The sequence below is a fragment of the Kumtagia ephedrae genome, assembly GCF_003012745.1.
In the GTDB taxonomy this organism is placed as follows: Bacteria; Pseudomonadota; Alphaproteobacteria; order Rhizobiales; family Rhizobiaceae; genus Kumtagia; species Kumtagia ephedrae.
This window is the reverse complement of sequence record NZ_PXYK01000005.1, coordinates 1-19818: the sequence shown is the minus strand read 5'-3', so window position 1 is coordinate 19818 and position 19818 is coordinate 1. Positions and strand designations below refer to the sequence as shown.

Genomic DNA, 19818 nt, shown 5'->3' with positions numbered 1-19818 from the left:
TTGGCGCCAAGCGGAGATGCCAGCCAGTCCCCCTCCCCCTTGTGGGGAGGGGTTAGGGGTGGGGGTAAGCTCACCTGCGATTGCCCTGCGCTCGGTAGAGGGGGTGGAGCGTGAAACGGTCATGTCGACCATCATAGCGTGCGCGGATCGACGGTTTTGCCGGTGGCGGCGCTGAGGTAGGAGGCTTCAACCAGCGCATAGGTGCCGAGATTGTCGCGTCCCGAGGTCGACGGCGCCTTGCCGCTACGCAGGCAGTCGACCCAGTGCCGCTGGATCAGCAGCACGCTTTCCTGGACGTTATGCCAGGGGCGCTCCGCCCAGGGCAGCAGCGGCGGCGAGACGTCGCGGACCTCCGTGCCGAATTTGCCGGTCACCGCCAGCCGGTAGTTGGCGGAGAGCCGGATCGAGCCGTCCGAGCCGTCGATCTCGACAAGAGCCTGCGGGAACAGCTCCTGCTCGAGCCGGCTCGAATAGCTGCAATCGACGATCGAAGTGGCGCCGTTCTCGTGCGACAGAAGCACGGTCGCCACGTCTTCGCCCCTGACGCGCGGGTTGACCCGGTTGGTCCGCGCGGCGACGCCGGCGACATCGCCGAACAGGAAGCGCGCGGTGTCGAGCACATGCACGCCGAGATCCTCCAGGATGAAACGCTCGCCCTCGGCGAGATAGGGCTGGCCGGCATAGACGTCGTAGCCGGAGCGGAACGACACCCGCCCCCAGAACGGCGTGCCGATGGCGCCGCCGTCGATCGCCTCGCGCACCGCGATCAGCGGCGACTGCCAGCGGAAATTCTCGTGGATCATGAAGGGCACGCCGGCCGCCTCGCAGGCGGCGACCATCGCCTTGGCGTCGTCGAAGGTCGGCGCCACCGGCTTCTGGCAGATGACCGGCAGCCGGTTGGCGGCCGCGAGCTCCACCAGCCCGCGGTGGCTCGGCGCCGTGGTGGCGATGTCGACAAAATCCAGCGTCTCCCGCGCCATCATCTCGGCCGCGTCCGGGTAGGTGCGCTCGATGCCGAAGCGGGTCGCTGCCGCCGCCAGCCGCTCGGGATCGCGGTCGCACAGCGCGACGATGCGCGCACCACCACCCTCGCGCTCGATGTCGCGCCAGGCGTTGAGCTGGTTCATGGCGAAGAAGCCGCAGCCGATCAGCGCGCCGTTGAGCATGGCAACCTCCTCTCAGGTGATGCGGCGGATGGAGTCGGCGAGCTCCCGCGGCTCGAAGATGCGCTTCCAGTCGTCGCGCATCAGCATCGGCTTGCCGAACTCGATCGCCTTGTTGCAGGCGTCGGAGAACACGCCGGGCGTCTCCTCGAAGATCACTGCACCGAGCACGTTCATGTGGCCGAGCAGGAAGTCCCGCGCCGCCTGCTTCGGCACGCCGCGCGCCACCACCTCGTCCATGGCTTCCCGCATCACCACCAGCAGGCTGGCGCACAGCGTCTCCGACAGGCCGGGCTCCAGCATCGCCATCTGCTCCACCGTAATGCGGTGCGAGCGCATCACCGGCGCCCAGATGATCTTGGCGATCTCCTCGCCGAGCCCATAGGCCTCGTCCGGCCCCTGCATCAGCGCGCTGACGATATGCTGCTTGGCGGCGACGCCGCCGAAGAAGTCGCGCTTGGCCGCCGGCTCGGTCTCGTCGTTGAAGATCGGCGGGTGGCAGGGGTGGGTGACGAAATAGGTGAGGTCGGCGCGCCGCGGCATGTGCCCGGCGAAGGGCGCGGCGGCGTCGAGGATCACCAGCATGGTGCCGGGCTTCAAGTCCTTCTCGATCGCGGCGGCGACCTTGCCGATCGCGGTGTCGGGCACCGCGAGGACCACCACTGCCGCGCCGTCGACGGCCGTAGCGGTGTCGACGCTGTCCAGCCCGAGCCCGGTCTTCAGCCGCTCGCGTCCGGCCTCGCTCACCTCGGCGTAGCGCAGATCGAAGCGCGAGTCCTTCAGTTTGCCGGCAAGGCGGTAGCCCATCTTGCCGCCGGCGCCGATCAGCGCGACCGTGGTCATGTCAGTCAATCTCCAGTCCGGTTACTCGGCTGCCAGCGGACGGATGGTCCGCCGCTCCAGCCTCTCGATGATGCGGGTGCGCAGGCCGTCTATGGCGACGGCGAGGAAGATGATCGCCGCCGTCACCAGCGGATAGATATACGGGTCGGCATTGATGATGTTGAGCCCGTTCTGGACCGACTTGATCAGGATCGCCCCGAACACCGTGCCGGACACGCTGCCGCGCCCACCGAACAGCGAGACGCCGCCCAGCACCGCCGCGGCGATCGCCGCGAATTCGATCTGGTCGCCGTATTTCGGGCCGACCGCGCCGATCTGGGTGATCGACACGAAACCGCCTATGCCGGCGCACAGCCCGGCGATGACGAAGCAGGCGAAGACGATGCGGCTCACGGGGAGACCGGCCTTGCGCGCCGCCTCCGGGTCGCCGCCGACCGCATAGACCTGCCGGCCGAACGGCGTCTGGTGCAGCACCACCCAGGCGATGGCGAAGACGACCAGGAAGGCGAAGATCGCCGACGGGATGCCGAGCACGGTGGCGCGGTTGAGGGTGAGGATCTGGTCCTCGAACATCAGCGTGCGCGTGTTCGACAGATACATGGCGATACCGCGCAAGATGAACAGCGTCGCCAGCGTCACGATGAAGGAAGCTATGCCGAAGCGCGTCACCACGAAGCCGTTGACGGCGCCGATGGCGCCGGCCAGCACCAGCACCGCCGCCAAGCCGATCGGCCAGGGAATGCCGGTGAGGTAGAGCGCCAGCACGCTGGCGGTGAGATACATGCTGCCGCCGACCGACAGGTCGATCTGGGCGGTCAGGAGCACGAAGGTCATGCCGATCGCCAGGATGGCGATGGGCGCCGCCTGGATGATGATGTTCCTGAAGTTCGCCAGCGCCAGGAAGCGGTCCGACATCAGGCCGAACACAACTAGCAGCACGATGAACAGCAGGTAGGGGGCGTTCTGCAGGATGAGCAGAAGCGCGCGGCTGCCCAGTTTCATAACGCCGCCTCCAACCTTGCGGTCAGTCCCGCCGCCGCCGTCATGATCGCCTCCCGGTCGAACGGCCGCCGGTCGAAGGAGCCGGTGATCTCGCCGCGCGAGATCGTCAGGATGCGGTCGGACAGGCCGATCAGTTCCTCGATCTCTGACGATATCAGCAGCACGGCGCTGCCGCGCTCGACCAGCCCGTTGATGATGCGGTAGACCTCCTGCTTGGCGCCGACGTCGATGCCGCGCGTCGGCTCGTCGAGGATGAACAGCTTCGGCTGGCGGCGCAGCCATTTGCCGATCACCACCTTCTGCTGGTTGCCGCCGGAAAGGTGCTTCACCTTGACCTCGCCGACCTTGTCGGTCGACAGCCGCATGGCGGAGGCCATCTCCAGCGACACCTTCGCGATCTTGCCGCCGTCGAGGATGCCGAAGGCGCCGGCGACGTCGCGCAGCGAAGCGAGCACGGTGTTCTCGGCGATGGTGAAGTCCATCAGCAGGCCTTCGCCGCGCCGGTCCTCGGTGAGGAAGGCGATGCCCGCCTCCATCGCCTTGACCGGCGTCGGCTCGGAGAGCGGCTTTCCGCCGATCTCGATGCGGCCGCTGCGGAAGGAATCCAGGCCGAAGATCATGCGCGCCAGCTCGGAGCGGCCGGAGCCCATCAGGCCGGCGAGGCCGACGATCTCGCCGGCCTTGATGTCGAAGCCGATGTTCTCGGCGACGCCGGGCTGGGTCAGGCCCGAGACCGAGAAAGCGACCTCCGTGCCGGTCGTCCCGGATCGCTGCGGATAGATGGTGTCGATCGAGCGCCCGACCATCATGGCGATGATCTGCTGCAGCGACAGGTCCTTCGCCGCGCCGGCGCCGGCGAGATGGCCGTCGCGCAGCACGGTGATGGTCTCGCAGGTCGCCATCACGTCCTCCAGCGCGTGGCTGATGTAGATGATGGCGATGCCGCGCTGCTTCAGCCGCTCTATGATGGCGAACAGCCGCTCGACCTCGGGCCGGGTCAGCGAGGTGGTCGGCTCGTCGAAGATGATCAGCCGGGCGTTGCGCGACAACGCCTTGGCGATCTCGACCAGCTGCCGCTCGCCCTGGCTCAGCCGGGCGACCTCGGTCGACGGCTTCATGTGCAGGTCGACCTCCTTCAGCACCGCCTCGGTGCGCGCGCTTATCGCCTTGCGGTCGATCAGCGGCAGCAGCCCGCCGCGGCGGGGAAAGGCGTCGACGAACAGGTTTTCCGCGATGGAGAGGTTCTGGAAGAGGTTGAGCTCCTGGTGGATGAAGGCGACGCCGGCGGCGATCGCGGCCTTCGGGTCGGCGGGCGCGTAGGGCTTGCCGTCGAGGCGCATCTCGCCGGCGTCCGGCTGGTGGACGCCGCCGAGGATGTTCATGCTGGTCGACTTGCCCGAGCCGTTCTCGCCGACCAGGCCGAGCGCCTCGCCGGGTTTCACCGAGAAGCCGACGTCGTGCAGCACAGTGACGCCGAAGAAGCTCTTGCGCAGGCCCTCGACCTCGAGCAGCGGCATGGTTCCGTCGGCCATCCCTAGCGCTCCGTCAGGATGCGGTTGCGCAGCGTGTCCATCATCGCCGCCAGCAGGATGACGCTGCCCTTGATGATGTAGATGGCGAACAGCGAGGCGCCGAGCAGCTTCATCGAGGTGTCGAGGATGAGCAGGAACAGCACGCCGAACACCGTCCAGACGATCTTGCCCTTGCCGCCGAACAGGCTGGTGCCGCCGATGACGACCGCGCCGATGACGTCGAGCAGGATGTTCTCGCCGGCGATCGGGGAGCCCGTCTGCATGCGCGAGGCATACATCATCGCCGCCACCGAGGCGCAGGCGCCGCTGATCAGGAAGGTCATCAGGATGGTGCGCTCCACCGGGATGCCGGAGACGCGCGCCGCCTTGGGATTGGCGCCGACGGCATAGATCCAGCGGCCGTAGCGGGTGCGCGACAGGAGCATGTGCGCAGCGACCGCGATCAGCCCGGCGACGATCACCGTATAGGGCAGGCCGGCGAGCGAGCCCGTGGCGAAGCCGGTGAAGGCGTCCGGCAGGCCGGCAATCGAGGAGGAGGTCGAGTGGAAGGTCACGTACCAGATGGCGGCGCCGGCGACGAACATGCGGGTCGCCAGCGTGACGATGAAGGGCGGCATGTTCAGCTTAACGACGGAAAGGCCGTTGATCGCGCCGATGCCGAGCCCGACGATCAGCATCGCCAGGACCGCAACGGGCACCGCCAGCGCGCTGCCGCCGAGATAGCCGCCATTGCCGGTCATCACCGAAGCGCCGACGACGGCCGCCATCGAGATGATTGCGGTGACGGAGAGATCGATGCCGGCGACGATCAGCACGAAGGTCTGGCCGATCGCCACGACCAGCAGGGGCATCATGTCGCTCAGGATGTTCGACCACACGCCCCACGTGACGATCTCGGGTACGAAGGGATAGATCGCCGCGACGTAGAGCACGCACAGCACCAGCACGAAATATTCCGACAGGATCGGCCTGATGAAGCGCGTCATTCCGGCGCTTGGGCCGGCGGTTCGGGCGAGTTGTGCGGGCGGCACTGCGGTCATGTCCGGGTCGCTCGTGGTGGAACTTTGTTTACGACCGGGCCGCCCGCTCACGCTGTCCGGGGGCGGCCCGGTCGGTCCGGGAGGAATTTTGTCGAAGGCCTTCGATCCTTCGCTGCCTCGTAGCGCCCCCTCTCCGTCTCGCCCTTCGGGCTCGCCACCTCTCCCCCACTTCGTGGGGGCGAGGAACCCAAGCTGGAGAGGCGCCGGCGCAGCCACCGCGATTCCTCTCCCCCGGGCAGGGGGAGAGGTGGCCCGAAGGGCCGGTGAGGGGGTGCTTGATCAGGAAATGCAGTTGATGCGTGCGTTCTCCGCTCAGCCGGCGTTCTTCGCCTTCCACAGCACGTAGCCCCACATCTCCTCCTTCTTCTCCTCCATGTTCTTCTGGGTGATGGCGAAGCCGGGGTCGAGCAGCAACTTGTCGACCTTCTTGCCTGCCTGCAGGTCGAGGATGGCCTGGATGGCGAGCTCGGTCTCGTAGAACAGGTTTTGCACGCCGCAGGCGTCCATGTAGCCGTCCTTCATCAGCGCATAGGCATCGGGAAAGCCGTCGAAGCCGGTGAAGATGACATGCTTCTCGTCGCCGACCGGATACCATTTGTCGGCGGATTTCAGCGCCTGCTGGATCTGCGGGATGAGGAAGTCGGAGGAGGTGAAGATGAAGGAGATGTCGGGATTGGCCTGCAGCGCGTTGGTCAGCCCGGCGAAGGCGGTGTCGGCGTTCCACTCGGTCGGGATCTTGGCCACCACCTCGATCGCATCCGGGAACTTGTCGACCGCCTCCTGAAATCCGTCGCGGCGCTGGATGGCGTTGGGGTCGCCGAGGTCGCCGATCAGGATCGCCGCCTTGTGCTTCTTGCCGGATGCCTTCGCCACCTCGCAGGAATAGGTGACGGCGTCGCGCGATATCTTCTGGTTGTCGGCCTGGATGGCGACCGAGAAGGCGTCGGTCTCGGCCGGCGGCCGGTTGAAATGCACCATCGGGATGTTGGCAGCGTTGGCCGCCTTGATCGCCGGGATGACGGCGTTGGAATCGGTCTGCACGATGATGATGCCGTCGACCTTGCGGGCGATCGCGGCGCGCACCTGCTCGAACTGCTTGTTGTCGTCCTGGTCCGAGATGGCTTCCATGATCTCGAAGCCGCGTTTCTTCAGGTCGTCGCGGATGATCTGGATGCCCGCCACCCAGAACTCCGAATAGAGGCCGTCGAAGAGGACGGCGATGGTCTTGGTGCCCTGTGCGCGCACCGCGACGGTGAGGCCGCTGGCCGCGGCGATGGCCGTCAGCGCGCCCACGGTGAAATCACGTCTGTTGATTGTCATTGGCATTTCCCTCCCAGAAACGCGGGACGCGCCATCGCGGCGCGCCTTCCAACCTGCCGACCTCAAAGGGGGTCGTGACAACACGTTAGGTCATCATATATGTCATGTCAATCATTGCAACGATGCGTGGTTTTGGCGATGATTGTGTCGCCCGGGAACGTCCAGTAGAACGGGCCGACCAGCAGCAGGAAGGCATCGGCATGGAGCCTGTCCACAAGAAGAAGCTCTACCAGGAAGTGCTCGACCGCCTGATCGCGGCGATCTCCACGTCGGAATTCCCGCCGGGCTCGCAATTGCCGTCGGAGCGCGAACTGATGAGCATGATCGGCGTCGGCCGGCCGTCCATCCGCGAGGCGATGCTGTCGTTGCAGCAGATGGGGCTGATCAAGATCTCGCATGGCGAGCGCGCCCGCGTCATCAATCCGACCGCCGAGGTGCTGGTCGACCAGATCTCGGCGGCCATGATCATGCTGCTCGCCACCAGCCCGCGCGGCCTGGAGGAGCTGAAGGAAGCCCGCCTCTGGCTGGAAACCGCGCTGGTGCGCATGGCGACGCGCAACGCCACGGCGCGCGACCTCGACCGGCTCGCCGCCTCGATCCGCGAACTCAAGGAGGCGCGCGGCGACCATGCGCGCTTCGTCGCCGCCGACATGGCCTTTCACGGCCTTATCGCCGACATGAGCGGCAATTCGATGGTGGCGGCCGTCACCAAGGGCATGCTCGACTGGCTGTCGCGCTTCAAGCGCGATCTCGTGTCGGTGCGCGGCGCCGAGCGGCTCACCATCGAGGAGCACGAGAAGATCCACAAGGCGATCGCCGCCGGCGATGCCGCCACCGCCAGCGCCATGATGGCCGACCACATCACGCGGGCGAACGACCTCTACAAGGTACTGGGCGAGCCGATGAAGGTGGAGGCGGACGCCTGATCCGAGGTTCGCTCCCGGCAAACTGATATGATGACATGAACTCTAAAGGGTGCTATCCAGCCCGCATCGCCACGCCGATCCGGGGCCGCCCTTGTCCGACCGCATCCTCGCCACCTACCTGATCGAGACACGCTATCCGCTTGAGCAGGCGGCGGCGGCAATGGCCGGCGAGCAGTCGAGCGGCACCTTCCGCGCCATTCCCGGCGAGACCCCGGAGCTGCTGGCGCGCTACGGCGCCAGGGTCGAGCGGATCGAGGAGATCGGCGAGGCGGAGGGGGAAAGCCTGCCGTTCTCGCGTCCGCCCAAGGCTGAGGCCTCGGCCCGCCCGCGCCGCGCCCATGTCACGATCTCCTGGAATCTGGAAAACACCGGCACGATCCTGTCGTCTGTGTGGTCGACGGTGCTCGGCAATCTGTTCGAGCTGCACCATTTCTCGGCGCTGCGGCTGCTCGAGCTCGATCTGCCCGACGCCTTCACCGAGGCCTATCCCGGCCCCGCCTTCGCCGTCGAGGGCACGCGCCGGCTGACCGGCGTCCACGGCCGGCCGATCGTCGGCACCATCGTCAAGCCGAGCGTCGGGCTGACGCCGGAGGCGACCGCCGAACTGGCCGACCGGATGATCTCCGCCGGCCTCGACTTCCTCAAGGACGACGAGCTCATGGGAGACCCGCCGCATTCGCCCTTCGCCCGGCGCTTCGAGGCGGTGATGCAGGTCATCGACCGCCACGCCGACCGCACCGGCCGCAAGGCGATGTATGCCGTCAACATCTCCGGCGACATGGACGCCATGCGCCGCCAGCTCGACGTGATCGAGAAGCGCGGCGGCACCGCCGCCATGCTGGTGCTGAACTCGGTCGGGCTGAGCGGCGTCATCGAGATCCGCCGGCACGCCTCGGTGGCGCTGCACGGCCACCGCGCCGGCTGGGGCCTCTACGACCGCTCGCCGGCGCTCGGCATGAGCTACCGCGCCTATCAGAAGTTCTGGCGGCTGGCCGGCGTCGACCACCTGCACGTCAACGGGCTTTCCAACAAGTTCTGCGAGCCCGACGACAGCGTCATCGCCTCGGCCAGGGAGTGTCTGACGCCCATGTTCCGGCGCCCCGACCGGCCGGACACGGTGATGCCGGTGTTTTCCTCGGCGCAGTCGGCCGTGCAGGCGGAGGAGACCTATCGGCTGCTCGGCTCCGAGGATCTCATCTACTGCGCTGGCGGCGGCATCGTCGCTCATCCCGACGGGGCCGAGGCCGGGGTGCGCAGCATCCACGAGGCCTGGCAGGCGGCGAAGCAAGGCATTCCGGCAAAGGACTTTGCCCGCAGCCATCCCGCGCTGGCCGCGGCGCTCCAGGCATTCGGCTAGGTCTTCACCAACGCTTTTCGCACTCACAGAATGCAAGGGAGGTTTTCATGAAAACATCGGTCGCCGTGCTCGGTTCGGGCGGCAAGATGGGGTTCCGCGTCACCCGAAAGCTGGTCGACGCCGGCTATGACGTGCGCGCCGTCGAGATCGGCGAGCCGGGTCGCCAGCGCCTGGCCGAGGCCGGCATCGCCGCCGTCGACGTCGATGCGGGCGTCAAGGGCGCGAAGGTGCTCGTGCTGGCGCTGCCGGACAACGTCATCGGCAAGGTCGCTGCGGACCTTTCGCCGAAGCTGGAGACCGGCACCATGCTGCTCATCCTCGACGCGGCGGCACCCTATGCCGACGACCTGCCGAAGGACCGGCCGGACCTCACCTATTTCGTCGGCCATCCCTGCCACCCGCCGCTGTTCAACGACGAGACCGACTGGGCGGCGCGGCGCGACTATCACGGCGGCATCGCCCGGCAGTCGATCGTCTGCGCGCTGATGCAGGGACCGGAGGAGCATTATGCGCTCGGCGAGGAGATCTGCCGGGCGATGTGGTCGCCGATCATCAACTCCTACCGCGTCAGCGTCGAGCAGCTCGCCATCCTGGAGCCGGGCCTGTCGGAGATGGTGGCGATGCCCTTCGTCGACACCATGGTCGAGGCGGTCGAGGAGTGCGAGAAGAAATACGGCATTCCGCGCCAGGCGGCGCTCGACTTCCTCATCGGCCACCTCAATGTCGAGATCGCCATGTGGTTCGGCTTTTCGCCGAAGGTGCCGTCCGACGCGGCGCTGCGGCTGATGCGCTTCGCCAAGGGTGTGGTGGTGCGGGACGAATGGCGCGACGCGCTGTCGCCGGCCAAGGTCAAGGAGGCGGCCGAGCTCATCGTCTACGGCAAGGGCGCCTGATTTTGGCAAGGCAATCGCTTGCTTACCCCCCACCCCTAACCCCTCCCCACAAGGGGGAGGGGACTTTGCGGCCGCTACGCCGCGCGAAACCGTTGACGATTGGCGCCTCGCGGAGAGCCAGCAAGATTCCCCTCCCCCTTGTGGGGAGGGGTTAGGGTGGGGGTTTCGGACCTCGCGGCTTTCCAGAAGGCTCCATGAGGGAGTGCCCTGCCAACGAGGGGAGGGAGAGTGTCACGCTCGCTGACCTCCCCCTCCTGGCGGGGGCCGGCCCGAAGGAGACCTCGCACCCGGTCGGGAGACCCTCATGACACGCACCGTTTCCGTCTCGACCGCGCTGTTCGACGGGTACGGCATGGAGACCGCGATCGAGGAGATCGCGGCCGCCGGCTGCCGCTCGGTCGAGCCCGCCTACATCAAGGGTTATGTCGATTTCGACGAGACCGCCTTCTCCGACGCCGGCGCGGCCCGGCTCGCCGGGCTGATCGCCGGCGCCGGCCTGTCGGTCATGGCGATCTCGGCGCATCTCGATCTCGGCGAGGCCGCAGCGGAGGCGATGCTGGCGGGGCGCATCGACTTCGCCTCGGCACTGGGCGCGCGCTTCGTCATCACCAATGCCGGGCAGGTCGCCGATCGCCGGCGCATCCTGTCGGTCATCGAGGCAGTGCAGCCGCGATGCGAAGCCGCGGATATCGTCCTGGCGCTGGAAAATCCCGGCCACGGTTCTGGCGCGCTGATCGGCAACGGCGGGGAGGGCGCGGCGCTGGTCCGCGAGATCGGTTCACCGCATGTCCGGCTGAACTACGATGTCGGCAACGTGTTCACCTACAGCCACGAACGCACGAAGCCTGAAGACGACATCGCGCCGGCGGTCGAGGCGATCGCCCATCTGCACCTGAAGGACGTCGCGAGCGGCGCGGACGGCTGGCGCTTCACCGCGATCGGCGACGGCGCCATCGACTACCGCGCCGTCTGGAAGGTCTTGCCGCCCGGCCTGCCGGTCGCCGTCGAGCTGCCGCTGCGGCTCGACCGCCGCGGCCGCGCCGACCCGGTGCGCCGGCCCGACCGCGTACCGCTGGCCGATATCCGCGCGGCGATGCAGCGCTCGCTCGCTTTCGTGGCGGCCTTGTAGGCTGCCTGCTCGCGGCGCCGTTCCGCTGCCTTTGCGGGCGCTCGCCGCCATGCCGGGAACAAACCTCCGCCGCCGCTGGTTTGAGAAAAATCAGCGATGGAGAAGCACGTGCGTCAGGTGGTGTTCGGCGCTCTGGCCGGTCTTGCGGCGACGATGGCGATGACCGCCGCAATGCGCCGGCTGCATCCGCTTCTGCACGGCGAGGACCGCTACCCGCTGCCGCCGCGCGAGATCACCGAGCGCGCCGGCCTGCACAGCGGCGACACGCCGGTGCGAACCGTGCTGGCGCATTTCGGTTTCGGAGCGCTCACCGGCGCGCTCTATGCCGGCTCGCCGTTCCGGCGCCTGGGCGGGGTCGGCTATGGCCTTGCCGTCTGGGCCGCAAGCTATCTCGGCTGGATTCCGGCAGCACGCATCCTGGCGCCCGCGACCCGTCATCCGTTGGAACGCAACCTGCTGATGATCGCCGTGCATGTCGTGTGGGGCGCCGCGCTCGCGGCATCGCTCAGGGAATTGAACCGCTCGGCCGAGGAAGTGTTCAGCCGACCCGCAGGGCGCCTCCGGCCGGCCCGTGAAAGGCGCGAGATGGAGCCTGACCGATGAGCACGAAGCAAGGCACCCCGTTATGGCTGGATCGCCCGGCCCCGATCTCGTTCGACGCGCTGGCGGCCGACCTGGCCGTCGACGTCGCCATCGTCGGCGCCGGAATCGTCGGCCTGCACTGCGCCCGTCTTCTGCGGGGGTCCGGACGGAAGGTCGTCATACTCGAGGCGCGCCGCGTCGGCCGCCAGGCGACCGGCCGGTCGACCGCCAAGGTGACCTCGCAGCACGGGCTCAAATATGCGTCGCTGATGCGGGACTTCGGCCGCGACGCGGCCCAGCTCTACGCCCGCTTCAACCAGCGCGCGGTCGGCGAGATCGCCGGCATCTGCGCGGAGCTGCCGGACCGGGCCGGCCTCGAGGAGCGGGATGCCTTCATCTATGCCGAGACGGCGCGCCAGGCCGAGCAGCTGCGCGAGGAAGCCGATGTCGCGGCCGCGCTCGGCCTGCCGGCCGAGTTCCGCTCGTCCGTCGCCGTGCCCATGCGCACCGAAGGTGCCCTGCGCTTTTCCGGCCAGTACCAGTTCGATCCCTATCTCTATCTCACCGGCCTCGCCGGCCTGACGCGCGGCGACGGCGTCTCGATCTTCGAGAACAGCCGCGTCACCGACATCGACGCCAGCACGCCCTGCGTGCTCGAGGTCAACGGCCACAAGGTGACGGCCCAAACGGTGGTGGTGTCGACGCAGATGCCCATCGTCAACGAAGGCCTGTTCTACGCAAAGGCCTATCCCTTCGCCCATCCCGTCGCCGCGGCACCGTTGCCCGCCGGCGTCGAGATCGACGGCATGTTCATCAACACCGGCAGCCCGACCCATTCCTTCCGCACCGCCGGGAAGGACGGACAGCGTTTCGTCGTCGTCGCCGGTGCCGAATACAAGACCGGGGAGCCCAGGCAGGCCGAGACGGCGGTCGCCGACATGCTCGCCTTCATGAAGCGGGTTTTCGGCATCGCCGAGCCGTCGCATCTATGGAGCAACGAGGATTTCCGCTCAATGGATTCCGCCGCCTTCGTCGGTCCCGCGAGCTCCTCGCATCCCAACCTGCTCGTCGCCGTCGGCTTCGACGCCTGGGGCATCACCCAGGGAACGGTAGCCGCCGAGAACCTGGCTCAGCGCATCCGCGGCGAAAAGCATGCCTGCGCCGACCTGTTCGACGCCACCCGCGTCAAGCCGATCGCCGGCGGGCCGACCTTCGTCACCGAGAACATCAAGGTCGCGGCGGATCTGGTCGGCGGCCGCGTGCTCGGCCGCAAGGCCACCGCTTTCGAGGACATCCCGCCGAACGGCGGAGGTGTCGTCAGTCACGGCGGCGAGTATGTTGCGGTACGAAAGACGGAGGACGGCACGGTGACGGCACTGTCGGCGGTCTGTACGCATCTCGGCTGCCTCGTCGGCTGGAACCCGGTCGACCGCACTTGGGACTGCTCCTGCCATGGCTCACGCTTCGACGAACATGGCGAGGTGCTGAGCGGTCCGGCCGTCGCCCCGCTCGCGCCCAAGCCCGCTCCGCCGGCCGGAAAGCGGAGCGGATGAGGGTCCTGGTCACCGGCGCCACCGGACTGATCGGCGCGGCAGTCTGTGCAAGGCTGATCGCGAACGGGCATGACGTGGCGGGCATGGCGCGCCGTGCCGCGCCGGCCGCGCTCGGCCGCCCGCCGGTCGTCGCGCTCGACATGGCGGCGGCGACACGGCCCGAGCACTGGCTTTCCCATCTCGCCGGCATCGATGCCGTGGTCAACTGCGCCGGCATCTTGCAGGAGAGCGGCGCAGAGAACATGGAAGCCGTCCACCGCGATGCCGTGGCGGCGCTGTTCGAGGCCTGCGCGCGGACGGGCGTGCGCAAGGTCGTGCACTTCTCGGCGATCGGCGTCGACCGTGAGCAGCCGTCATCCTTCTCGGCGACAAAGCTCTCCGGAGACCAGGCGCTGATGGCGCTGGACCTGGACTGGGCCATCCTCCGCCCGTCTGTCGTGCTCGGGCGGCCCGCCTTCGGCGCCAGCGCCCTGCTGCGCGGGCTGGCGGCGCTGCCCGTGCTGCCGTCCATGCCCGCAACCGGCCGGCTTCAGGTGGTGCAGCTCGACGACGTCGTCGCGACCGTCCTGTTGCTGCTCGAACGGCCTCAGCCGACGCGCGCCGTGCTGGAGCTGGCCGGCCCCGAAGCTTACAGCATGGACGAGGTGGTCGGGCTCTATCGCCGCTGGTTCGGATGGCGTGAGGCGCGGCGCTTCGTCCTGCCGGAATGGGCGGCCGCCTTGCTCTACCGCCTCGGCGACCTTGCCGCCGCGCTCGGCTGGCGGCCGCCGCTACGCGGCAATGCGGCAAAGGAGATTCGGCGCGGCGCGGTCGGCGATCCCTCCGCCTGGACCGCGCTCACCGGCATTCTGCCGGCGGCGCTGCCAGCCGCCCTGGCGGCCCGCCCGGCTACGGTCCAGGAGAAATGGTTCGCCCGGCTCTATTTCGTCAAGCCGGCGATCTTCGTGGTGCTGCCGTTCTTCTGGATCATGACCGGCATCATCTCGCTCTCCACGGGCTGGCGCAGCGGCCTCGAACTGCTGCAGCCGACCGTCATGGACGCGTTCTCGCCCGCCATGGTGGTCGCCGGCGCCATCGCCGACATTGCCATCGGCGCGCTGATCGCCTGGCGGCGCAGCGCCAGGGCCGGGCTCTACGCCGCGATAGCGCTTTCGGTCTTCTACGCGCTCACCGGCACGATTCTCAGGCCCGATCTCTGGAACGAGCCGCTGGGTCCGCTGATGAAGATCCTGCCGATCGTGGTTCTTCACCTCGTCGCGCTGGCGATCCTGGAGGAGCGTTGATGCTCTATTTCGTGCTGAAATTCCTGCATGTGATCGGCGCGGCCGTGCTTTTAGGCACCGGCGCCGGCATCGCCTTCTTCATGCTGCTCGCCCACCGCACGGGAAATGCCGTAGTGATCGCAGGCGTGGCCCGCATCGTGGTGATCGCCGATTTCCTGTTCACCGCCACCGCCGTCATCGCCCAGCCGGTCACCGGCGTCGCGCTTGCCTGGCATCTCGGCTATTCGCTGGCGGAGGGCTGGATCGTGCTGTCGATCGCGCTTTACATCCTCACCGGCGTGTTCTGGCTGCCGGTGGTGTGGATGCAGATGGAAATGCGCCACCTTGCGGAGGCCGCTGCCGCGCAGGGCTCTCCTCTACCCGAACGCTACCATCAGCTTTTTCGGATGTGGTTCGCCTTCGGCTTTCCGGCGTTCTTCGCCGTCCTCGGCATCTTCTGGCTGATGATCGCGCGCCCGATGCTTTGGTGGGAGTAGCGGGCGGCGCTCCTCAGACGGGCTGCATGTCGTCGCGGTCGTGCTCGAACTGCTCCGCCCAGGGCAGATGCTGCAGCCAGGTCTCGCGCCGGCCGATCCACAGCTCGTATTGCGGCGCCAGATCGGTCGGCGCCTCGTCGAAGCTGCCGATCATGACCTCCGCCTCGTCCGGCCGCAGCGAGGCCACACGCGAGCCGCAGCGCGGGCAGAAGCTGCGCCCTTCATGGGTGCCGAGCTTGCCTGTCGCCTCATAGGCGGAGCGCGGCCAGATCGCAAAGGCGCTGAAGGTCGAGCCGCTGGTCTTGCGGCAGTCGAGGCAATGGCAGAGCCCGGTCCGCAAGGGCTGGCCCGAGACCGTGAAGCGGACCGCGCCGCACAGGCATCCGCCTTGTCGCCGAATGTCGCTCATCGGCGTCAACCGAGCGGCTTGTCGGTCGGGCGCGGGGTGGCGCCGGCCTCCCGCCTGTTTCCCGCATTGCGGTTGGCGACCTTGCTGTCCAGCGGCGAATGCCTGGGCTTCGTCCCGCCGCTGTTGGCGGCCTTGGTCGGCTCACGCTTTTCCCCGGCGTTCTCGTCGGAAAGGTCGCCCGCCTCTGGCTTGCGGACCTGCGGCTTCCAGGTCGGGGCGGGCATCGGGGCATCCTCAGGGATCCGGTCCTTGGCGGTCATGCTGCATCTCCTTGTCCTCACGACAGAACCCGGATGCCGGCTCGAATGTTCCGTGGCCTGCTCGTTCGGCGCACCCTTCGCATCGACAGGAACTTTGCCGCGGCAGCGCAGTTCGAGAGACAAACCTTTCGGATCAGGCAGGCTTTCGGATCAAGGATATTTTCATGCTGGCGCCAAACGAGCTTCTCTTCCGATCCAACGTGCAGCTCTACGGGTTGATCGACGACAATGCCGTCCTCAACGCGATCGACGGGATCAGGGCCGTGTTCGAAAGCGATGCCCATCTCGTGCTTGAGCTGAACACGCTGGGCGGCGACGCCGATGCGGCCAGGCGCATCGCGCACGAGGTCCGGCTGTTCCGTGCCCATAGCGGGCGCGACGCTTACTGCATCGGCAAGACGGTGGTCTATTCGGCCGGCGTCACCATCCTCGCGGCCTTCCCGAAGGCGTGCCGCTTCCTGACCGAGGACGCCGTGCTGCTCGTCCATGAGCGCCGGACCGAAAAGACCCTTCAGCTCAACGGGCCGATGAAGTCCTGCATCCAGATCGTGCGCGAGGAACTGGCTCTGCTCGAGACGGCCAGCAAGCTGGAGCTGGACGGCTTCGCCGAACTGATCGACGGCAGCCGGATCACCGTCGACGAGCTGTTCGAGCGCGCTACCGGCAATGGCTACTTTTTCGCCGACGAGGCGGTGGAACTCGGGCTGGTCGCCGGCATCCTGCGGTGAGACCTGCGCCGCGGAGCGGCCAACCGCGTCGCGATCATCGAATCGGGTAGGGCGGTCGCCGTCTTCGCCGAACTTGTCGCATGCGATTGTGCCGTCCGGAACCGGTCTGCCTTTGCCGGCTTATAGTCCGTCCCTTTGGAGGAACCCACCATGGCACAGATGACAGGCGGTCGCGGCGGCGGCGACAAGACGACGCAAAGAAGCGGCAAGACCGGCGGCCGGCAGGCGACGCCGAGCCCCGCGCCGGAAAAGGTGTCCGGAGCCGGTCCGGCGGCGGCCGAACATTCGAAGGACGCCAAGGCGGCGCGGTCCGGCCGCCAGCCGGGAGCCTACGTCAAGAAGTGACGGCGGTTTCGACTGCGGGCGCTCACACCGGCCGGTAGATCCGCTCCGCCGTGTTCCAGAAAACGTTGCGCTCGGCCTCCACGCCATGCCGGGCCACGGCCTGCCGGTGCGCGGCGACGAGTTCGGCATGGCTGGTCCACAGCTTCTCGATCGGGAAGTTGGAACCGAACATCAGCCGGTCGCTGCCGAGGATGTCGATCGCATTGTCGACGACCGTGCCGATCACTTCGGGGTCGTTGCGGTGGACGAAGGTGCCGAGGCCGGAGAGCTTCGCGTGGAAATTGGGCGCAGTGGCGAGCAGGCGCAGGCCGGTCTTCCATTCGTCCACGACCAGCGCGGCCAGGTCGGTCAGCATGCCGGCATGGGTCAGGATGAAATCCGTCTCCGGGTTCTCGCCGACCAGCTGTAGGCCGTCCTTCATCTGCGCCGGGAAAAGCTGCAGGTCGAAGGACAAGCCATAATCCTTCAGCCGGCCGACATTGCCGCGCACCTTCGGGTCTACCACCTGGTCCGCCGACGGCGCGAAGCGGAATTGCGGGTTTTCGTGCCAGTGCAGCTGCATGCGCACGCCGCGCAGCAGCGGATATTTTTTCAGCCGGTCGAGCTGCGGGCGCGCATCGTCCACCGTCATGTCGCAATAGCCGACGATGGCATGCGGCCAGCCGGTCTCGTCCGCCGTCCGCTGCAGCCAGGCCACCTCCTTCTCGAAATCCTCCCTGGCCCAGTTGGTCTGCACATAGACCGCCTTCTCGACGCCCGATCCGGCCTGGTCCGCCAAAAATTCCCCGATCGGATAGTCGCGGCGGATCGGCTCGTAGGGGCCGAAGATGCGCGGCACCATCGGCCCCATCAGCCAGGGCTGGTCCTTCTGCCGCCAGATGTGGAAGTGAGAATCGATGGTTTTCTGCATGGTGTGTTCCTTGGTGCCTTACCGGCCGCTCCTCGGCCCGCCCCCTCCACCACCCTTCGCGTGGTCCCCATCCCCCGCGCAGGGGAGGATCAGCGGCGCAGCCGGCAGGCCCTGGATCCTCGCCCGTTTACGGGGGAGGGACCACGCGAAGCGTGGTGGAGGGGGCAGATACGAAGGCGGGTGGACCTTTGAGCGACAGCATGAACCGCGTCAGGCTTTCGATCGACGACCCGTCGACCAGATCGTCGAGCAGCGGCAGGATCGTCTTCAGCGCGGCCGTCTCGGGTTTGAAGCGCGGATCGCCGGCGAGCGGCGTCGCCAGTGACAGGCGGAAGGCGCGGGCGGCGAGCCGGCGCACTGCCGTCTCCATCTCGGCGTGGCCGCCGCGCTCCAGCCCGTCCGACAGGATGACGACGGCTGCGCCGCGGGCGAAGGCGGCGAAGCGCGGCACCGACAGGAAGGCGAGCAGCGTCGGCCCGATGCGCGTGCCGCCGTCCCAGTCGTCCACCAGCGAGGCGGCGCGGGCGAGCGCCTGGTCGCGATCGCGCAGCCGCAGCGACGGCGTGATGCGGGTGAGCCGCGTGCCGAAGGTCAGCACCTCGGCGCCATGGGCCGCCTGCACCACGGCATGCGCCAGCTTGAGGTAGTCGGCCGTATGCAGCTTCATCGAGCCCGACACGTCGATCAGCATCAGCAGCCGGCGTGGCACGGACTGCCGGCGGCGCAGCAGCGGACACGGCACGTCGCCGTCGGCGCGCACGATCTCCTTGAGCGAGCGGCGTAGGTCGACGGCGCCGCGCGACGGCGTCCGCACCGTGCGGAACGAGCGGCGCGCCGGCAGCGCGCCGGGCAGGGCATGGCGGAAGGCGACGAGCCGGTCCTCGTCCGAGACGAATTGCCTGGCGCTGAGCTGTTCCCTCGCCGAGGCGAGCTCGCCGCCTTGCTCCTCGCGCCTGGCTTCGACGCTATCCTCACGCGCCGCGCCGTCGTCCTTGACGGCGGTTTCCTCCTCGCCGTCGCCTTCCACCGCGACGGAGCCGTCGCCATGAAAGTGCGCTCGGAACAGCGCCTCGAATTCCTGGCGGCGATCCGGCGGCGGCGCCAGCGTGGCGAGCGCCGCCTGGCGGATATCCTCCATCGACCGCGGGCCGAGCAGCGTCACCGCACGCATGAAGCCCGCCGACTGCTCGGGCGCCACCGCGAAGCCGAAGCTGCGCAGCAGGCGTGCGAAGGCGGGGAAGGGGGCTGCGGCGGGCGGAAGGTTCACAGCGCGCCCCCTCCCTCCCCCTTGAGGGGAGGGTGGCCAGCCGCCATAGGCGGATGGCCGGGTGGGGTACAAGCGGCAGCGCGCGGCGCGAAAAGACCGTAGAGCGCGGCCTCGACCGCCCCCTCCCGGCCGCTTTGTGTGCAACCGATCAGATGCTTGACATTATGGACCGGGCACATGGTTGACACTTTGGCTGCCGGCGTTTGGTGTATGGGTGTTGGTTTGCTTCGGCCTCGGTGGCCCGAAGCGGCGGAATTTTCCGGTTCTGCGGTCGATCAGGCCGAGATCGACGCTCATGAAGCGGACGCGGTGGTCGCCTGTCTCGGTCTCGGACAGCGCCAGCGGCTCGCCGATGAAGGCCTCGCCGATGAAGACGCGACCGCCGCGCCACTTGATCTCGCCGGAGGAGCGCACACGCCTGACCTCGATGCCGTCATCCTCATCGACCGCCGCCTCGACGCGGCGCGGATAGGGCCGCGGCGACGGCTGGTAGTGGCTGGCCGGCGTCTCCTGGCCGAGTGCTTCATGCGGTCGCTGCTCGTTGTAGCTCTGGCGGAAGGCGTCGAAGCGCCGCTGCTGCTCGGCCGGCGTGGCAGCCGGCGGGTTCAGCGTGTCGGCCTTCAGCGTGCCGTGCATGCGTTCGTGGCGGCCGTTCTCCTGCGGACTGGCCGGCGTGATGAACTCCAGGGCGATGCCGAGCTTCAGCCACTTCACCGACAGCCCCGTCAGGCCGCCCGCGCCGGTCGAACCCCAGGGCGAGCCGTTGTCCAGGCGCAAGCGGTCCGGCAGGCCGAACGTCT

21 protein-coding genes are annotated in these 19818 nt (G+C 68.0%); 10 read left to right on the top strand and 11 right to left on the bottom strand.

Annotation, left to right across the window (positions count from 1 at the left end; translation table 11 throughout):
* Positions 1-131 precede the first annotated feature (131 nt).
* The 6 genes from C7I84_RS06255 to C7I84_RS06230 all read right to left on the bottom strand — a co-directional run bounded on the left by C7I84_RS06255 (position 132) and on the right by C7I84_RS06230 (position 6900).
* Positions 132-1166, bottom strand: coding sequence for a Gfo/Idh/MocA family protein (locus tag C7I84_RS06255; protein ID WP_106771304.1), 1035 nt, complete (start codon positions 1164-1166; stop codon positions 132-134).
* A 12-nt stretch (positions 1167-1178) separates the two neighbouring features.
* Entirely contained in the window at positions 1179-2006 is an 828-nt protein-coding gene (locus tag C7I84_RS06250) for a phosphogluconate dehydrogenase C-terminal domain-containing protein (protein WP_106771303.1), read from the bottom strand.
* 21 nt (positions 2007-2027) lie between these two features.
* Positions 2028-3008 (bottom strand): ABC transporter permease, encoded by a 981-nt coding sequence (locus C7I84_RS06245; protein WP_106771302.1) that lies wholly within the window; start codon positions 3006-3008, stop codon positions 2028-2030.
* Complete coding sequence (locus C7I84_RS06240; RefSeq protein WP_245428332.1) at positions 3005-4540, bottom strand: sugar ABC transporter ATP-binding protein; 1536 nt, start codon at positions 4538-4540, stop codon at positions 3005-3007. The genes C7I84_RS06245 and C7I84_RS06240 overlap by 4 nt, the downstream gene beginning before the upstream one ends.
* 2 nt (positions 4541-4542) lie before the next feature.
* Positions 4543-5526 (bottom strand): ABC transporter permease, encoded by a 984-nt coding sequence (locus C7I84_RS06235; protein WP_165816005.1) that lies wholly within the window; start codon positions 5524-5526, stop codon positions 4543-4545.
* Between the two features lie 366 nt (positions 5527-5892).
* Positions 5893-6900, bottom strand: coding sequence for a sugar ABC transporter substrate-binding protein (locus C7I84_RS06230; protein ID WP_165816004.1), 1008 nt, complete (start codon positions 6898-6900; stop codon positions 5893-5895).
* 200 nt (positions 6901-7100) lie between these two features.
* On the opposite strand from C7I84_RS06230, the gene nanR reads away from it, so the two are divergent.
* The 8 genes from nanR to C7I84_RS06190 all read left to right on the top strand — a co-directional run bounded on the left by nanR (position 7101) and on the right by C7I84_RS06190 (position 15099).
* The gene (nanR, locus tag C7I84_RS06225; RefSeq protein ID WP_106771299.1) at positions 7101-7826 is read left to right on the top strand and encodes a transcriptional regulator NanR; all 726 of its coding nucleotides are present in this window, start codon (positions 7101-7103) and stop codon (positions 7824-7826) included.
* Between the two features lie 91 nt (positions 7827-7917).
* A complete protein-coding gene (locus C7I84_RS06220; protein WP_106771298.1) occupies positions 7918-9183 on the top strand; it encodes a ribulose-bisphosphate carboxylase large subunit family protein in 1266 nt (421 codons plus the stop codon).
* 47 nt (positions 9184-9230) lie between these two features.
* Positions 9231-10076: a phosphogluconate dehydrogenase C-terminal domain-containing protein gene (locus C7I84_RS06215; RefSeq protein WP_106771297.1), complete on the top strand. Its 846-nt coding sequence runs from the start codon at positions 9231-9233 to the stop codon at positions 10074-10076.
* Positions 10077-10380: 304 nt separating this feature from the next.
* A complete protein-coding gene (locus C7I84_RS06210; protein ID WP_245428331.1) occupies positions 10381-11205 on the top strand; it encodes a sugar phosphate isomerase/epimerase family protein in 825 nt (274 codons plus the stop codon).
* Positions 11206-11301: 96 nt separating this feature from the next.
* Positions 11302-11808: a hypothetical protein gene (locus tag C7I84_RS06205; RefSeq protein WP_106771296.1), complete on the top strand. Its 507-nt coding sequence runs from the start codon at positions 11302-11304 to the stop codon at positions 11806-11808.
* Positions 11805-13340, top strand: coding sequence for an FAD-dependent oxidoreductase (locus tag C7I84_RS06200; RefSeq protein WP_106771295.1), 1536 nt, complete (start codon positions 11805-11807; stop codon positions 13338-13340). Before C7I84_RS06205 ends, C7I84_RS06200 begins: the two co-directional genes overlap by 4 nt.
* Positions 13337-14623, top strand: a complete 1287-nt coding sequence (locus C7I84_RS06195; RefSeq protein WP_106771294.1) for an SDR family oxidoreductase — start codon at positions 13337-13339, stop codon at positions 14621-14623. The genes C7I84_RS06200 and C7I84_RS06195 overlap by 4 nt, the downstream gene beginning before the upstream one ends.
* Entirely contained in the window at positions 14623-15099 is a 477-nt protein-coding gene (locus C7I84_RS06190) for a DUF2269 family protein (RefSeq protein ID WP_106771293.1), read from the top strand. Before C7I84_RS06195 ends, C7I84_RS06190 begins: the two co-directional genes overlap by 1 nt.
* 13 nt (positions 15100-15112) lie before the next feature.
* Here C7I84_RS06190 and C7I84_RS06185 read toward each other — a convergent pair whose 3' ends face one another.
* Positions 15113-15508 (bottom strand): GFA family protein, encoded by a 396-nt coding sequence (locus tag C7I84_RS06185; protein ID WP_106771292.1) that lies wholly within the window; start codon positions 15506-15508, stop codon positions 15113-15115.
* 5 nt (positions 15509-15513) lie between these two features.
* On the bottom strand, positions 15514-15768 hold the full coding sequence (locus C7I84_RS29960; protein WP_165816003.1) for a hypothetical protein: 255 nt from the start codon (positions 15766-15768) through the stop codon (positions 15514-15516).
* A 164-nt stretch (positions 15769-15932) separates the two neighbouring features.
* Between C7I84_RS29960 and C7I84_RS29955 the strand changes: the two genes are divergently transcribed.
* Together C7I84_RS29955 and C7I84_RS06175 are read left to right on the top strand one after the other, a co-directional pair.
* Positions 15933-16496, top strand: coding sequence for an ATP-dependent Clp protease proteolytic subunit (locus tag C7I84_RS29955; protein WP_165816002.1), 564 nt, complete (start codon positions 15933-15935; stop codon positions 16494-16496).
* Between the two features lie 150 nt (positions 16497-16646).
* The gene (locus C7I84_RS06175; RefSeq protein ID WP_245428330.1) at positions 16647-16841 is read left to right on the top strand and encodes a hypothetical protein; all 195 of its coding nucleotides are present in this window, start codon (positions 16647-16649) and stop codon (positions 16839-16841) included.
* Between the two features lie 22 nt (positions 16842-16863).
* Here C7I84_RS06175 and C7I84_RS06170 read toward each other — a convergent pair whose 3' ends face one another.
* From C7I84_RS06170 to C7I84_RS06160, 3 genes are all read right to left on the bottom strand, one after another.
* Positions 16864-17751: an amidohydrolase family protein gene (locus tag C7I84_RS06170; RefSeq protein ID WP_106771290.1), complete on the bottom strand. Its 888-nt coding sequence runs from the start codon at positions 17749-17751 to the stop codon at positions 16864-16866.
* Between the two features lie 127 nt (positions 17752-17878).
* Positions 17879-19018: a VWA domain-containing protein gene (locus C7I84_RS06165; protein WP_245428329.1), complete on the bottom strand. Its 1140-nt coding sequence runs from the start codon at positions 19016-19018 to the stop codon at positions 17879-17881.
* 162 nt (positions 19019-19180) lie between these two features.
* A partial coding sequence (locus tag C7I84_RS06160) for an integrase core domain-containing protein (RefSeq protein WP_133170066.1) occupies positions 19181-19818 on the bottom strand: 638 nt, incomplete at its 5' end.

Excerpts from the sequence above, each read along its gene's own strand:
- C7I84_RS06255 (WP_106771304.1), bottom strand. The coding sequence starts at position 1,166 with ATGCTCAACGGCGCGCTGATCGGCTGCGGCTTCTTCGCCATGAACCAG.
- C7I84_RS06250 (WP_106771303.1), bottom strand. The coding sequence starts at position 2,006 with ATGACCACGGTCGCGCTGATCGGCGCCGGCGGCAAGATGGGCTACCGC.
- C7I84_RS06245 (WP_106771302.1), bottom strand. The coding sequence starts at position 3,008 with ATGAAACTGGGCAGCCGCGCGCTTCTGCTCATCCTGCAGAACGCCCCC.
- C7I84_RS06240 (WP_245428332.1), bottom strand. The coding sequence starts at position 4,540 with ATGGCCGACGGAACCATGCCGCTGCTCGAGGTCGAGGGCCTGCGCAAG.
- C7I84_RS06235 (WP_165816005.1), bottom strand. The coding sequence starts at position 5,526 with ATGACGCGCTTCATCAGGCCGATCCTGTCGGAATATTTCGTGCTGGTG.
- C7I84_RS06230 (WP_165816004.1), bottom strand. The coding sequence starts at position 6,900 with ATGACAATCAACAGACGTGATTTCACCGTGGGCGCGCTGACGGCCATC.
- nanR (WP_106771299.1), top strand. The coding sequence starts at position 7,101 with ATGGAGCCTGTCCACAAGAAGAAGCTCTACCAGGAAGTGCTCGACCGC.
- C7I84_RS06215 (WP_106771297.1), top strand. The coding sequence starts at position 9,231 with ATGAAAACATCGGTCGCCGTGCTCGGTTCGGGCGGCAAGATGGGGTTC.
- C7I84_RS06210 (WP_245428331.1), top strand. The coding sequence starts at position 10,381 with ATGACACGCACCGTTTCCGTCTCGACCGCGCTGTTCGACGGGTACGGC.
- C7I84_RS06205 (WP_106771296.1), top strand. The coding sequence starts at position 11,302 with ATGGAGAAGCACGTGCGTCAGGTGGTGTTCGGCGCTCTGGCCGGTCTT.
- C7I84_RS06200 (WP_106771295.1), top strand. The coding sequence starts at position 11,805 with ATGAGCACGAAGCAAGGCACCCCGTTATGGCTGGATCGCCCGGCCCCG.
- C7I84_RS06195 (WP_106771294.1), top strand. The coding sequence starts at position 13,337 with ATGAGGGTCCTGGTCACCGGCGCCACCGGACTGATCGGCGCGGCAGTC.
- C7I84_RS06190 (WP_106771293.1), top strand. The coding sequence starts at position 14,623 with ATGCTCTATTTCGTGCTGAAATTCCTGCATGTGATCGGCGCGGCCGTG.
- C7I84_RS06185 (WP_106771292.1), bottom strand. The coding sequence starts at position 15,508 with ATGAGCGACATTCGGCGACAAGGCGGATGCCTGTGCGGCGCGGTCCGC.
- C7I84_RS29960 (WP_165816003.1), bottom strand. The coding sequence starts at position 15,768 with ATGACCGCCAAGGACCGGATCCCTGAGGATGCCCCGATGCCCGCCCCG.
- C7I84_RS29955 (WP_165816002.1), top strand. The coding sequence starts at position 15,933 with ATGCTGGCGCCAAACGAGCTTCTCTTCCGATCCAACGTGCAGCTCTAC.
- C7I84_RS06175 (WP_245428330.1), top strand. The coding sequence starts at position 16,647 with ATGGCACAGATGACAGGCGGTCGCGGCGGCGGCGACAAGACGACGCAA.
- C7I84_RS06170 (WP_106771290.1), bottom strand. The coding sequence starts at position 17,751 with ATGCAGAAAACCATCGATTCTCACTTCCACATCTGGCGGCAGAAGGAC.